Annotated in this window: 12 protein-coding genes and 1 pseudogene; 5 read left to right on the forward strand and 8 right to left on the reverse strand. The window is 46.9% G+C overall.

Going from position 1 to position 14,162, the window contains the following annotated elements; genetic code table 11:
* The first annotated feature begins 3 nt into the window (after positions 1–3).
* Entirely contained in the window at positions 4–2,118 is a 2,115-nt protein-coding gene (locus tag M3221_RS14565) for a heavy metal translocating P-type ATPase (protein WP_251272469.1), read from the forward strand.
* Positions 2,119–2,192: 74 nt separating this feature from the next.
* A complete protein-coding gene (locus M3221_RS14570) occupies positions 2,193–3,104 on the forward strand; it encodes a superoxide dismutase (RefSeq protein ID WP_396120285.1) in 912 nt (303 codons plus the stop codon).
* A gap of 216 nt (positions 3,105–3,320) precedes the next feature.
* Here M3221_RS14570 and M3221_RS14575 read toward each other — a convergent pair whose 3' ends face one another.
* Positions 3,321–4,370 (reverse strand): NAD(P)/FAD-dependent oxidoreductase, encoded by a 1,050-nt coding sequence (locus tag M3221_RS14575; protein ID WP_251272470.1) that lies wholly within the window; start codon positions 4,368–4,370, stop codon positions 3,321–3,323.
* 204 nt (positions 4,371–4,574) lie between these two features.
* Between M3221_RS14575 and M3221_RS14580 the strand changes: the two genes are divergently transcribed.
* On the forward strand, positions 4,575–4,877 hold the full coding sequence (locus M3221_RS14580; protein WP_251272471.1) for a DUF3817 domain-containing protein: 303 nt from the start codon (positions 4,575–4,577) through the stop codon (positions 4,875–4,877).
* 54 nt (positions 4,878–4,931) lie between these two features.
* On the opposite strand, the gene M3221_RS14585 is transcribed toward M3221_RS14580, so the two are convergent.
* Complete coding sequence (locus tag M3221_RS14585) at positions 4,932–5,726, reverse strand: aldo/keto reductase (RefSeq protein WP_251272525.1); 795 nt, start codon at positions 5,724–5,726, stop codon at positions 4,932–4,934.
* A gap of 103 nt (positions 5,727–5,829) precedes the next feature.
* Positions 5,830–7,034: pseudogene (locus M3221_RS14590) on the reverse strand (MFS transporter).
* A 250-nt stretch (positions 7,035–7,284) separates the two neighbouring features.
* On the opposite strand from M3221_RS14590, the gene M3221_RS14595 reads away from it, so the two are divergent.
* Together M3221_RS14595 and M3221_RS14600 are read left to right on the forward strand one after the other, a co-directional pair.
* Positions 7,285–7,611 (forward strand): winged helix-turn-helix transcriptional regulator, encoded by a 327-nt coding sequence (locus M3221_RS14595; protein WP_251272472.1) that lies wholly within the window; start codon positions 7,285–7,287, stop codon positions 7,609–7,611.
* A gap of 217 nt (positions 7,612–7,828) precedes the next feature.
* Entirely contained in the window at positions 7,829–8,350 is a 522-nt protein-coding gene (locus M3221_RS14600) for a type 1 glutamine amidotransferase domain-containing protein (RefSeq protein WP_251272473.1), read from the forward strand.
* A gap of 33 nt (positions 8,351–8,383) precedes the next feature.
* Here M3221_RS14600 and M3221_RS14605 read toward each other — a convergent pair whose 3' ends face one another.
* From M3221_RS14605 to M3221_RS14625, 5 genes are all read right to left on the reverse strand, one after another.
* Positions 8,384–9,376 carry a LacI family DNA-binding transcriptional regulator gene (locus tag M3221_RS14605; protein WP_251272474.1) on the reverse strand — a complete coding sequence of 331 codons (993 nt, stop codon included), beginning with the start codon at positions 9,374–9,376 and terminating at the stop codon, positions 8,384–8,386.
* 18 nt (positions 9,377–9,394) lie between these two features.
* The gene (gene galT / locus M3221_RS14610; RefSeq protein ID WP_251272475.1) at positions 9,395–10,873 is read right to left on the reverse strand and encodes a UDP-glucose--hexose-1-phosphate uridylyltransferase; all 1,479 of its coding nucleotides are present in this window, start codon (positions 10,871–10,873) and stop codon (positions 9,395–9,397) included.
* Complete coding sequence (gene galE / locus M3221_RS14615; protein WP_251272476.1) at positions 10,870–11,871, reverse strand: UDP-glucose 4-epimerase GalE; 1,002 nt, start codon at positions 11,869–11,871, stop codon at positions 10,870–10,872. The genes galT and galE overlap by 4 nt, the downstream gene beginning before the upstream one ends.
* Positions 11,868–13,049, reverse strand: coding sequence for a galactokinase (locus M3221_RS14620; protein ID WP_251272477.1), 1,182 nt, complete (start codon positions 13,047–13,049; stop codon positions 11,868–11,870). Before M3221_RS14620 ends, galE begins: the two co-directional genes overlap by 4 nt.
* A gap of 195 nt (positions 13,050–13,244) precedes the next feature.
* Entirely contained in the window at positions 13,245–14,120 is an 876-nt protein-coding gene (locus M3221_RS14625; RefSeq protein ID WP_311316146.1) for an amidase, read from the reverse strand.
* Between the last annotated feature and the right edge of the window lie 42 nt (positions 14,121–14,162).

The following is a 14,162-nucleotide window of genomic DNA, read 5'->3' on the forward strand; positions in this document are numbered from 1 at the left end:
AAAATGAGTGAGGAAAGGAAACATGTTTACCGGCTTCAGGGATTGTCCTGCACCAACTGCGCGGCCAAGTTTGAAAAAAACATCCGCGATATAGAAACAGTAGAAGATGTCCAGCTGAATTTTGGCGCATCGAAAGTGGCGATTATCGGCGATGCGTCCGTTGAACAGCTTGAAGCTGCTGGTGCGTTTGATGGAATCAAAGTATATCCCGAGCGCGAAAAGGTCAAGGAAGAAAGAGTTCCATTCTGGCAAAAGCATGAAAATAAAAATACGATCGTTTCGTTGTTCTTTTTGCTCTGCGGCTATATTTCCACTTTTTCCGCTGGTGAAAGTAGTATCGTAACCATTACTCTTTTTGCGCTTTCCATCTTCATCGGCGGCTTCGATTTATTCAAAGTCGGCTTAAATAATTTAATCCGCTTTGAATTCGATATGAAAACGTTAATGACCGTTGCCATTATTGGGGCAGCAATTATTGGCGAGTGGGGAGAAGGCGCTGTTGTCGTGTTTCTTTTTGCCCTAAGCGAAGCGCTGGAAGGATACTCAATGGACAAAGCCCGCCAGTCTATCCGCTCTCTTATGGATATTGCACCGGATACCGCGCTGATTAAACGGGGCGGCAGTGAATTTGAAGTGGCTGTTGAAGATATTCAAATCGGAGACATTATGATCGTGAAGCCCGGACAAAAGGTTGCCATGGATGGCGAGGTCATTCGCGGCCGTTCATCCATTAACCAGGCGGCGATTACCGGTGAATCCATTCCGGTGTCCAAGGAAGAAGGCGATGAAGTGTTTGCCGGCTCCCTCAATGAAGAAGGATTTTTAGAAGTACGCGTCACAAAGCTTGCCGAAGATACAACAATCGCTAAGATTATCCACTTAGTTGAAGAAGCCCAGGCTGAGCGTGCTCCTTCTCAGGCGTTCGTCGACCGTTTTGCCAAGTACTACACGCCGGCCATTATGGCCATTGCTTTCCTGGTCGCTGTCCTGCCTCCTTTGTTTATGGGGGGCGACTGGCAGGAATGGATTTACCGCGGTCTTGCGGTTCTTGTCGTGGGATGTCCGTGTGCACTGGTGATTTCCACACCGGTTGCCATTGTCACAGCAATTGGGAATGCAGCGAAAAACGGTGTGTTAATCAAAGGCGGCATTCACCTGGAAGAAACGGGACGTTTAAAAGTAGTCGCTTTTGATAAAACCGGGACGTTAACCGAAGGAAAGCCCGAGGTAACCGACATTGCTTCCGTTTCCGATATGAGCGTGCAGGAGCTTTTATCCGTCGCCGCTTCTCTTGAAACGTTTTCCCAGCACCCCCTCGCTTCCGCCATTTTACGCAAAGCGGCTGCTGAAAAAGCATTGCTGCTTGAAGCCCATGATTTTCAATCTCTTACGGGTAAAGGTGCGAAAGCTTCTTTAAACGGAACCATTTATTACATTGGCAGCCCGGCTCTTTTTGAGAATGGTCCTGCTGTAACGGAAAAAGTCCGGGAAGCGATCTCAGCAATGCAGGCAGAAGGAAAGACGGTGATGCTCGTTGGAACGGATGAAAAAGTAAAAGGCTATATTGCCGCAGCTGACCAGGTTCGGCAAAGCAGCCTGGCGGTTTTAGAAAAACTCACTAAGCTGGGCATTCAAAAAACGGTGATGCTGACAGGTGATAACCATGCAGCGGCGGCTTCCATCGGCAGAAAGCTTGGCTTAACCGATGTGCAGGCGGAATTAATGCCCGAGAACAAGCTGGATGCCATTAAGTCTCTTCGTGCCCAGTACGGCCATGTGGCGATGGTTGGCGATGGCATTAACGATGCTCCTGCTCTTGCCAGTGCCTCAGTTGGCATTGCGATGGGCGGTGCTGGAACGGACACAGCACTTGAAACAGCGGATGTAGCTTTGATGGCGGATGATTTAGAGAAGCTCCCTTATACGGTTGCGCTCAGCCGTAAAACGCTCCAGATTATTAAGCAAAACATCGCTTTTGCATTCGGTTTGAAACTGCTCGCTCTGCTGCTAATCGTTCCAGGCTGGCTTACACTTTGGATGGCTGTATTTGCGGATGTCGGCTCCACTTTAATCGTAGTGTTAAATTCTATGCGTCTTATGAAGACCAGATACAAGTAAAGAACGGCTGTTACGTGAACACTGCCCTCCTCCTATTCATACCCTGTTAACAGGCAAATGAAGGAGGTAAGGCAGTGTTTTCACATGAAAAAGCGTATCGGGCAACTTTGCTAAATTGGTGCAAGCATGTAGAGCAGCAATGGAAATCTATTCGGGAAAAAGCGGTAGCAGCTGATAAAAAAGCACTGGATCAGTGGGAAGCAGCTTTTCTTTCCTTAAAAAAGAATGCAGAAGAAGAACATCCGGTTGACCCACTCTCTTTAAGCAGCCAGGCTGCTGCTTTATACAATCAGCTTCCCCACTTACTGCAGCCGCCGTCCCCTGCCAAACAGGAAAAACAGGAATTGAAGCCGAAGCAGCCTGTTCCGATCGGCGGGCACCGCCTGCCTCCACTTCCGTATGCTTACAATGCCCTGGAGCCGGTGATTTCTGAGGAAATTATGAAGCTGCACCACGATAAGCATCACCAAAGCTATGTAGACGGGCTGAACAAAGCCGAAAAAGAAATGCAAAAAGCACGCCGGAGCGGCGATTTCAGCTTGATTAAACATTGGGAGCGGGAAGCCGCCTTTCACGGTGCCGGTCACTATTTGCACACGATTTTTTGGGCAGTAATGACCCCGGGTGGCGGCGGCCTCCCGGCAGGAGAGCTGAATAGAGCTATAACAAACTCTTTTGGGAGTTTTGATGCATTTAAGAGGCACTTCTCAGAAGCCGCGAAAAACGCGGAAGGTGTCGGCTGGGCCATTCTCGTCTGGTCCCCACGCTCCCACCGCCTCGAGATTTTAACGGCTGAAAAGCACCAAAACCTGAGCCAGTGGGATGTAGTGCCGCTGCTTCCACTCGATGTGTGGGAGCATGCTTATTACCTGCAATACAAAAATGAACGCGCGAAATACGTAGATGCCTGGTGGAAAGTGGTTAATTGGAAAGAAGTTGAACACCGGTTCGCCCAAGCGAAAAATCTAACGTGGGAGCCTTTTTAAGAGAAAAATAAAAAACCAGCTAAAAAAAGCTGGTTTGAGAGTGTAAAGAAAGTAAGAAAGCAGGCTGATTGAAAACGTCTGTCTTTCCAGTAACGCCGCTGGCTGGGAAGCGGAGTGACCTTTTTCGGGTCATGAGCATTCGCAGACGGCAAGTGACGCCGAAAGCGGGCGTTTGTCAACAGCCTGAAACCAGCTAAAAGAAGCTGGTTTTTCTATTTATTGAATCATCGCCTGCACGATTTGTTTATTTCTTTCTTTAAATACATCATTATGAGACGAAACCATAGCGCTGCTTCTTGAAGCTGGATCAATAAATTGCTTGGCTCTGTTTACCGCATTGGCGGCATCCTGAAAAGCGCCGGCAATTAAATGCAGCTTGCCTTTATGCTTGAGTACATCACCTGCCGCGAAAAAGCCTGGTACAGAAGATTCACCTGATGGCTGGCTCGCTACATAAAAATCATCTTCGAGCTCGACATTTAAGGTGCTGTTTTGCAAAAGCGAAGCATCCCGGTCAAAGCCATGATTAATGACCACTTCATCTGCCGCTAAAATGGTTTTCTCCATTGTGACACTGTTGGTCAGCTCCACTTCGCCAATTCGGCTTCCATCAGGTGCAGCTATTAACTTCGTAATCGATTCATTCATCAAACAGATGGCTGAACTGTCGATTAGCTGCTGAACTTGTGCTTCGTGGCCTTTTAAGGAACTGCCCCGATATACAACATAGACTTTTTCCGCAACGGCAGCCAGCTCGTTCGCCCAGTCAACAGCTGAATTGCCTCCTCCTGATACCACTACTGTTTTTCCTTTAAACTTTTTCAATGACTGCACCACATAATGCAGATTGGTGACTTCAAACCGCTCCGCTCCTTCGATCGGCAGCTTTTGCGGGTTTAATATACCGCTGCCAACAGCGGCAATCACCGTTTTGGAAAAGTGAACGGTTCCCGATGCAGCAGTAAGCTCAAAAAAGCCGTCATCCGTTTTGTGTATGCTCTCCACTTTTTCATTTAAGATCACTTTCGGATCAAATGTCATCGCCTGCTCCGTTAACTGCCCAATCAGCTGTTCACCGGTAATAGGGGTTAAGCCGCCAATATCCCAAATCAGTTTTTCAGGATACACATGAATTTTTCCGCCCAGCTTCGGCTGATATTCAATAATTTTCGTTTTCATTCCTCTTAAACCGCTGTAAAAAGCCGCGTATAACCCAGCCGGACCTCCGCCAATAATTGTCACGTCATACAGATCACGTTGAGGCATGATGACCCTCCTTTTAATTAATAATGATTCTCATTATTAATTAAAAGGATACACTATTTTTTCTTTTTCAACAATCCCTGTCTTTTCCACTTCTATTTTTAGTGGAAAGACGACAATCTGATGAACATCTATAAAAAGAGATGAAATTTAAGGATGTATCCGTTATCTTTAAAGAAACGATCTTCTTCATATTAGGAGGCTTTTATGTTAAAAACATCCGTTGGCAAACTGCGGCTCGCAGGCTATTTTGAAGGCATTTCGCTGCTCGTTCTCCTGTTTATTGCCATGCCGATGAAATATTGGCTTGGTATCCCGGAAGCCGTCCGTATCGTCGGCTCTATCCATGGCGCCCTGTTTATTACATACTGCGTCATTATTGCTTATGTGACACTGAAAACACGCTGGAAGCTAATCTGGCCTATTCTTTCAGTCATTGTCGCGTTTATTCCATTTGGCAATTTTGTATTAGACAGAAAGCTTCATGATTTAGAGAAAGTATACAGATAAAAAAGAACCAGCCTGAGCACATTTCAGGCTGGTTCTTTTAAGTATAATGTTCATTTAAAAATCGAAGTTATCAGGATCCGGCCCCACTCGGCGATGCTGGTCCATTTCGTTAATCGTCTTCACTTGCTCCTCATTCAGTTCAAAGTCATACAAGTCCGCATTTTCATAAATACGATGCTTTTTAACAGACTTCGGAATGGCGGCCCATCCTGTTTGCAAATGCCATTTAAGGACAACTTGCGCCACCGTTTTCCCCAGGCTTTCGGCCGTTTCCACTAAAACGGGCTCATTGAAAATGCCTCCCTGTGCCAGCGGTGCCCATGCTACAGGGTGAATGTTTTTCTCTGTCAGGTACTTGTATAACTCCGTTTGTACAAGCCGGGGATGGCGTTCCACCTGGTTGATGGCCGGAACAACCTCCGCTGTTTGAAGCAATGTTTCTAAATGATGAATCTGGAAATTGCTGACCCCGATGGCGCCGACTTTTCCTTCTTTATATAAGTCTTCAAGCGCGCGCCAGCTCTCTGTAAATTTATTTTCAACCGGCCAATGAATCAAGTACAAATCAAGCTGATCAAGCCCTAAGCGTGCTGTACTTTCCCGATAAGCCTCCAGCGCACGTTCATACCCCTGGTCAGCATTCCACAGTTTAGAGGTAATAAACAGCTCATCACGGATAATGCCGGCGCGTTCCATTCCACGCCGGATTCCCTCTCCAACTCCCTCTTCATTTTCATAAACAGCCGCCGTATCAATGTGGCGGTACCCTTGTACAATGGCTTCCTCTACAGAAGCTGCAACGTTTTCTCCATCTTCGACTTGAAAAACACCCAGGCCCAGCCAGGGCATCGGTTTTTCTCCGTGGTTTAATTGAAAGGTACTTTGTTTATTCACTTATTTTCTCCTCCATCTTTTTACTTTTCTTCGTTGCTTTTCATCATCTTCATTCCCGTTACGATTTCTCAAGTTTTAATGAAACCGTAGTTAACAAAACGGCGAGCATCACCATTACACCGCCTATCCACGGGGTATGGACCAGTCCAATCGAATTCACGACAAAGCCGCCTATTGTCGCGCCAGCCGCAATACCAATATTAAAAGCGGCAATATTCAGGGCAGAAGCCACATCTACTGCGGATGGAACATATTTTTCCGCAAGCTGGACGATAAACAGCTGCAGGCCTGGTACATTCATAAACGCAAGCAGCCCCATCAAAACAACGCCGATCAAGCCCGCCGCTTTAAATGGAATCATAAAGGATAGAGCCACAAGAATGGCGGCCTGCGCAAGGAACATCCAGAACAAAGCTTTAATAGGATGATGATTGGCCAAACGCCCGCCGGCTGCATTTCCACCGCTACAGCTGCTCCATATGCGAAAAGAATAATGCTGACCAGACCGGGCTTCAAACCCGTAACATCTTGTAAAATCGGTGTTAAATACGTAAAAGCTACAAATGTACCTCCGTATCCAAGAGCCGTAATCGCCAGGCCAAGCAGAATTCGTTTGTTGGTGATAAGCCGCATCATATCCACAAATTTTGCCGGCTGTGACTGCTTTAAATTTTTCGGAATCAGCAGCGCACTTGCGGCAACGGCAATCACGCCAAGCAAAGCCACTCCCCAAAATGTGGCGCGCCAGCCAAACGACTGCCCAATAAATGTGCCAAGCGGTACGCCTGTTACAGTTGCAACGGTTAAACCGGTAAACATGAGGGCAATGGCACTCGCTTTTTTATGTGGCGGTACGAGCTGAACCGCAATCGTTGACCCAATCGAGAAAAAAACACCATGCGAAAAAGCTGTAATAAACCGTGCTGCAAGCAGCAATTCAAATGATTGGGACAAGGCAGCCACCACATTGCCTGTAATAAATAGCACCATTAAAGATATAAGCAGCGTTTTTCGGTTTAATCGATTTGTTAAAGCGGTCAGCACCGGGGCGCCAATCGCTACGCCGGCCGCATAACCAGAAATGAGTAATCCTGCCAGCGTAATTCCGATGTTTAAATCTTCCGCAACAGATGCCAAAAGTCCGACCGGAACGAATTCAGTAGTTCCAATTCCAAAAGCACTAACAGCTAATGCCCATAAAGCAAATCGACTGTTTGTTGAAGCGGCTTCCTGTTTAACAGCCGCCTGCACAGTGTGACTCATCTTTTTTCCTCCTTTTATTAAAAACGGCGGGCCCAGCCGTTTTCCCTGTACGTCCATTTTGCATAGCAGCTATCAAAATAAAAGGTACGTACCTTTTTATCCTGTAGGAACGTTTAAGTATCTACCATCTTTTAAGATCTTTTGTTTCGTTCCTGTGTATGTTATTATGGGTGCACTCAATCCAAAAGAAAAGTACGCACTTTAAAGTAATGTAGGTACTTAAAAGTGCCTATATAAAGGAGGAAAGCACATGGCTTACAATATTCCAGTAGAAGCAACACTTGATGTAATCGGCGGAAAGTGGAAAGTGGTCATTATGTGCCATTTGATCAAAGGGGAAAAACGTACAAGCGAACTAAAAAAGTTAATGCCGAATATCACGCAAAAAATGCTCACGCAGCAGCTGCGTGAGCTTGAAACAGACGGGGTTGTAAACCGGACTGTTTTTGATCAGGTTCCGCCAAAAGTCGTTTATTCCTTAACAGACTATGGCTGGTCGCTCCGTCCTATTTTAGATGCAATGTGTGCCTGGGGTGAAGGTCATATCGAATTAACCGGCAGTGAAGTTGTTCAATAAAAAAACAACCAATGTTAATTGGCTGTTTTTTATTTTGGAAAAAGAACCGGTTTTAAACACCCCCCGCTCACAAACTATAATAATAAAAGCTGCCCGCTAATTTTTCTGCCATCATTGGACTTTCTGATTTTTTAATTCCCATGCACAAAGATAGATGGATGCTTTCATTTTCACCCACGCCATTCCTCTGTTACACTAAAGAAAAGGAGGCGTTTTGATGCGGCTGGAAAACAAAAAAGTCATCGCGCTTGTAGAAGAAGAATTTGAAGATTTAGAGCTTTGGTATCCGATTCTGCGGCTTCGGGAAGAAGGAGCGACTGTACACCTCGTCGGCAAGGAAGCCGGAAAAACATATACGGGCAAATACGGCGTGCCGGCGGAAGCCGATTATGCTTTTGGAGATATTCGTGCAGATGAGTACGACGCCATTTTAGTACCGGGCGGCTGGGCACCGGATAAACTGCGCCGGTATCCAGAAGTACTTGAATTTGTCCGTTCGATGGATGCAGCCCAAAAGCCGATCGGGCAAATCTGCCATGCTGGCTGGGTATTGATTTCAGCTAACATCCTGCAGGGGAAACATGTGACAAGTACACCTGGCATTAAAGATGACATGACCAATGCGGGTGCCGTATGGCACGACGAACCGGTTACAATTGACGGCCATATTGTATCAAGCCGCCGTCCGCCGGATCTTCCGCCTTACGTAAAAGCTTTTGCGGACAAGCTTGCCGAATGAAAAAACTCCACCATCCTAAGATGGTGGAGTTTTTTACTTTGTCGTGCCCCGCACAATCAATTCCGACGGCAGCACGACTTTTTTAGAAATACGCTTTGTGTTCCGCTGCTCAAGTAAAAGCTCTACAGCGATTTTCCCCATCCATTCTGTATGTACCTTCACAGTCGTAAGCGGCGGATACATATATTTCGATACGCTGATATCATTCACGCTGATTAAGCCGACGCGCTCCGGAACTTGAATGTGTGCTTCATGCAGCGCCCGCAGTGCCCCAATCGCGAGCGTATCACTTGCCGCAAAAAAGGCTTCCGGCAGGTTTTCGCCGCGCTGTTCAATACAGTTTTTCATCAGCCGGTACCCGTCATCCGCGCTGTATGTTCCAACCAGCATATCTTCTTCAGCAAAAGCCCCTTTTTCCTGCAGGAAGGCACGGTAAGTCTGCTCACGCATGTCCGTGATCATACCAGATTTGTCTTCAAACTGCTCCCGGCCGCCAAGATAGCCGATACGGCCAATGCCCTGCTCCCAAAGATGGGTGAGCGCTTTTTCTGTTACACGCGAGAAATCCGTAATGACGCTGTCGAACGCTTCGTCTTCGGGTGAAAAATCAACAAAGACGATTCGACTTGACCACTCGCTCAGCCGCTCAACCTGGGCACTGCTGTATTTACCGACTGCGATAATGCCTTCGATTTCCTCCCTGTCCAGCTGCTCCAGCTCATTGTACAGCACTTTTTGCAATTGAAGACCGGATTCAAGGCAGCTGTTTTCAATACCGAGACGAATCGACCTGTAGTACAAGTCATTCAGCTCTTCTTCCTCGGTATACCAGTGAACGAGCGCTGCCGTCGTTTGAGGGGGTTTTTTTGGAACACGCCGCTTTTTGTAATCAAGTTGTTCGGCGGCTTCAAAAATTTTTCGTTTTGTTTCTGCGCTGACAGACAGGTGTGGATCATAGTTAAGCACACGCGAAACTGTCGCAATCGACACACCTGCCCGTGCAGCAATATCTTTAATGGTAGCCATTTTTTTCATTCCAATCGGTTAAAGTCGGTTCAAGAAACGGCTAAACCCGTCCTTCCCTTCTTTTGTCTGCTTAAATACCCCGCAGTCTTCCAGGCCTCGTAAAAATTTAGCCGCAACCGCCTGATGAACAAATTCTTCAGCGTCGACTCGGCTGTCGTACGTTGACCGGAGCTCTTCCGCCCAATCACGGTGTTCACTTTTAACCTGTTCCGATCCGCCGGCCACGAACGTGGCGACTTGGGCTAAATCCTCTTTTAAGCGTGCCGGCAGCACAGCAAGTCCCATCACTTCAATGAGTCCGATGTTTTCACGCTTAATATGATGAATGTCGGCATGCGGATGAAACAAGCCCATCGGATGCTCTTCCGTCGTTCGGTTATTGCGCAACACGAGGTCGAGCTCGAAGAAGGCGCCGCGTTTTCGCGCGATTGGTGTAATCGTATTGTGAGGAGTGTCCCCCGTACATGATCGAATGCCGCACGCTTCATCATCATATGCTTTCCATGTGGAGAGCACGTATTCAGCTGCCGCTGCCAGCTCGCTGCGGTCTCCGCTTTTCAGCCGGATTACAGACATCGGCCAATATAGTGTCGCTCCTTGTACGGACGGAAACTGTTTCATTGAAAAAACGTGTTCCTCTTTTGCTTTTGCCATGGCGAATTCATAACGTCCGCCCTGGTAATGGTCGTGTGTTAAAATCGAGCCGCCGACAATCGGCAGGTCAGCGTTAGACCCGGCAAAATAGTGCGGAAATTGATGGACAAAATCGAGCAGGCGATCAAACCCGGCCCGATCAATCTTCATATCACGATGCTCGCCTGAAAGCAAAATACAGTGCTCATTGTAGTACACATATGGAGAGTATTGAAGGAACCATTCCTCGCTGCCAAGCGTTACCGGTACAATCCGGTGATTGGCGCGGGCTGGATGGTTTGCATGCCCTTCGTATCCCTCGTTTTCCACGCACAAAAGACACTTTGGATAGTGCGTTTCCGGCTCCGGACGCAGTTTCGCCCGGGCAATTTCAGCCGGATCTTTTTCCGGCTTCGATAGATTAATCGTAATATCCAGTTCACCGTAGTCCGTTGCCGCTTTATACGAAACATTTTTGGCAATCCGTTTTGTCTGGATGTAATTGGACGCCTCGCTCAAGCTATAGAAAAAGTCTGTTGCCTGCTGCGGGTCATCCGAATAGCGTTCCCAAAAAGAATGGGCGATTTGCGATGGCTTGGATACAAAAATATTCATAAGATCCGCTGCAAATATCTCTTTATCTTCTAGGAACGGCGGCACGATCCCCTTCGCTTCGGCTTCTTCTGTCAGCCGTTCTACAAGCTCTGGAATGGTTAATGCCGATACGTTTTCCTCCGGCTTACTAAAATCGTTTTGCTTGAGCAGAGCGAGCAGCCGGTTTCTTGCATACACTTGGTCGCGCTTTTCAATCAGCCCGGCCTGCCAGGCTTTTCGGATAAGCTCCTCCACATAAGCAAAAATCATAAACGAGCCGCTCCTTTGTAGCCATGTGGATGATGCTCATGCCAATTCCAGGCGTCACGGATAATTGTTGAAATATCTGTCCGGGACGGTGACCAGCCGAGTATCGTCCGCGCTTTTTCAGAAGAAGCGATTAAAACAGCCGGATCTCCCGCACGCTTTTCGCCGATGACCACAGGGATAGGATGCCCAGTTACCGCACGTGCTGCTTCCACAATTTCTTTCACGGAAAATCCTTGATTGGAGCCTAGATTAAAAATGTTGCTCTCGCCGCCCGCTTTCAAGTAATCAAGCGCTAAAACGTGTGCGTCCACTAAATCTTCCACATGGATATAATCGCGAATGCACGTGCCGTCTTCTGTTGGGTAATCTTCTCCAAAAATCGTGATATGTTCCCGCTGCCCATTGGCTACCTGTAGGACGACTGGAATCAAATGTGTTTCCGGATTGTGGTCTTCCCCGATTACGCCCGACTCGCTCGCGCCGGCCACGTTAAAGTACCGCAGTGAAACAAACTTGATGCCATGGGCTGCATCACACCACTTCATCATCCGTTCCATCGCCAGCTTTGTTTCCCCGTATGCGCTTGTTGGATCATTCGGCGCTTTTTCCGTGATGGGCATTTCTTTTTGTTCTCCATATGTAGCAGCGGAAGAAGAAAAAACAATATGCTTCACTCCGTGCTTTGTCATCGTTTCAAGCAGCACCTGCGTGCCAAATACATTATTATCATAATACTTGAGCGGATTTTCCATTGACTCCCCTACAAGTGAATTCGCAGCAAAATGAACGACCTGCTCAACCTGTTCTTTCTCGAATACATCATTTAAAAATTGACGATCCCGAATGTCTCCAATGTGAAAGGAAACACCGTCCGGCACGGAAGCCGCATGACCTGTTTCAAGACTATCAATTACCACAACGTCCCGCTTTTGCGCCAAGAGAGCCCGCACCGCATGGGATCCTACATACCCTGCTCCACCTATTACAGCTATACTCATCCTATTTCCTCCTTCACTAGTTCGCGCGCACCGCCGCCGATATGAGCCATGTAGAATTCGGCACGAATGCCGCATTCCTCCTCATACCGCTTTCCAACTTCACTGACAAATGATTCGATGTTTTCATTATTCACAATCGCAATGGCACAGCCGCCAAATCCGGCGCCTGTCATGCGCGCACCGATTACGCCGTGCTGCTTCCACGCTGTGTGCACGAGCGTATCAAGCTCTTTTCCTGTTACCTCATAATCTTGTTCGAGCGAATGATGCGATTGGTTCATAAGCCGGCCCACCGCTTCCACGTTTCCTTCTTTGAGTTTGTTCAGCGCCTCAATCGTCCGCGCATTTTCATAAACCGCATGACGGGCACGTTTTTCTAAAACAGCATCACCAATGACTGCTTTGTTTTGCTCAAATTGGTCCGGTGTCAGCTCGCCAAGCGACTTTATATCAATTCGTTTTTGAAGCCGGCTTAACGCTTCCTCACATTCACTGCGCCGCTCATTGTATTTAGACGAAGCAAGCTCACGGCGCTTGTTCGTATTCATTATAACAATGCTTGCATTCGGAAGCTCGATTGGCGCGTACTCATAATGAAGCGTTTCACAATCAAGCCAGATCGCTGCTCCTGTTTTCCCCATTCCAATCGCAAATTGATCCATAATCCCGCTGTTGACGCCAATGTAATGATTTTCAACCCTTTGGCCGATTTTCACCATTTCAATCCGATCTATACTCAAGTTAAATAATCCTTCTAACATCACACCCGTTGCCATTTCAATGGAGGCTGAAGAAGAAAGACCGGCTCCATTCGGAATATTGCCGTAAAAAAGAACATCATATCCGGTGTCGATTGCACAGCCAGCTTCCTGCATCAGTTTTGTCATGCCTTTTGGGTAATTGGTCCATCCGTCCTCTTCCTTGTAGTCAAGCGCATCAAGCGATCCTTCCACAATTCCCCGTTCACTAAAATTAGCAGAATAAAAGCAAAGTCTGCGGTCTTCTCTTTTGGCTGCGAGCGCATACGTCCCGAATGTAATCGCAAGCGGAAATACATGCCCGCCATTATAATCCGTATGTTCTCCAATCAAGTTAATACGCCCGGGTGCGAAAAAGACTCGTTCAGCTGGTTTGCTAAAAATGTCTGCAAATTGTTGTCCCATTTCTTCGATCCTCATGAAAGCGCCTCCTTTTTCTTTTATTTTAATTAATTTTTAGTAAAAGTCAAAATAATTTTTAGTAAAATAAAAAGAGATTTAGTGCTTCTAAACTTCAGCCTTCGCTTTTTAACCAAAAATCCAAATAACTTCACAAACGAGAACTTTTACAAATAAAAAAAGATCCGTCTTTTAAAAGACGGATCTTTTTTTATTTCACGGATTCATCGTCATCCAGCTTCCCACATGGTGGACAGCTGTTCCATTGAACCCTGGTGTATTTGTATAGTAAGACTGTACTTTTGTCAGCTCCTGCTGCATAAAAGCTTCTCCTTCTTCAAAAAAGGAGATGCTGTCGCCTTCGCTTGTTTCTCCTGTTTCTACGCCGACTACAATTGCTTTTCCATATTTTCCAGCCATCGCAATCTCATTTTTTACAACGTCAATAATAAATGATGCATCATCGCGGTAAGCCATAATGGTTACACTGTTTGTATTTGCAATAACCCACTCTGCCAGCATACCGGCTCCATATGTGTTTTTGTAGCGAATTTCATCAAACCAAAACGGCATGTCCACTTCAAGTGGAAGCTTCAAGGATGCAGTGCTCGTTTTCGCACGCTGCAGTAGTGCCTGGTATGATTTAATCGTTCCAGCCTGATTGGATGTCCAGCCGCTGTAAAGATATGGTTCCACATCTAGATGAACGCCCGCAAATTTTTGATCAGCGGTTGATCCGCTTTGGTATTGCCCAAGCCAGTTCATCAGCTGATTTTGGCTCGTATATCCTTTCGGTGCTACCCAAGACGGCGCTCCATCCAAGGCATAAATGCGCATGCCTTTTGAAGCTGCTTTTTGAATAAAACTGCGGTACACGCCTGCAGGAATGTCACGGTCAATTTGTACGTATACTTTATTCAGCTGTTTGCTTTCTAAAAAAGCAAGTGTTCCTGCTTCATCATTGACAATCATCCACGGATTCCACAGCCACGTCGCCTGATCGCCTGCAGCGGCTGCCTCCGTTTTTGTTTGCTGGATTCCAGCGGCCAAAAGAACAAAAAGGGACAACAAGACGACTATTTTTTTCAACACAAAAAGCCCTCCAGTCTGTAAGCCTAGACTCACAGAATGAGA

This window comes from Domibacillus indicus, assembly GCF_023715895.1.
In the GTDB taxonomy this organism is placed as follows: Bacteria; Bacillota; Bacilli; order Bacillales; family Domibacillaceae; genus Domibacillus; species Domibacillus indicus_A.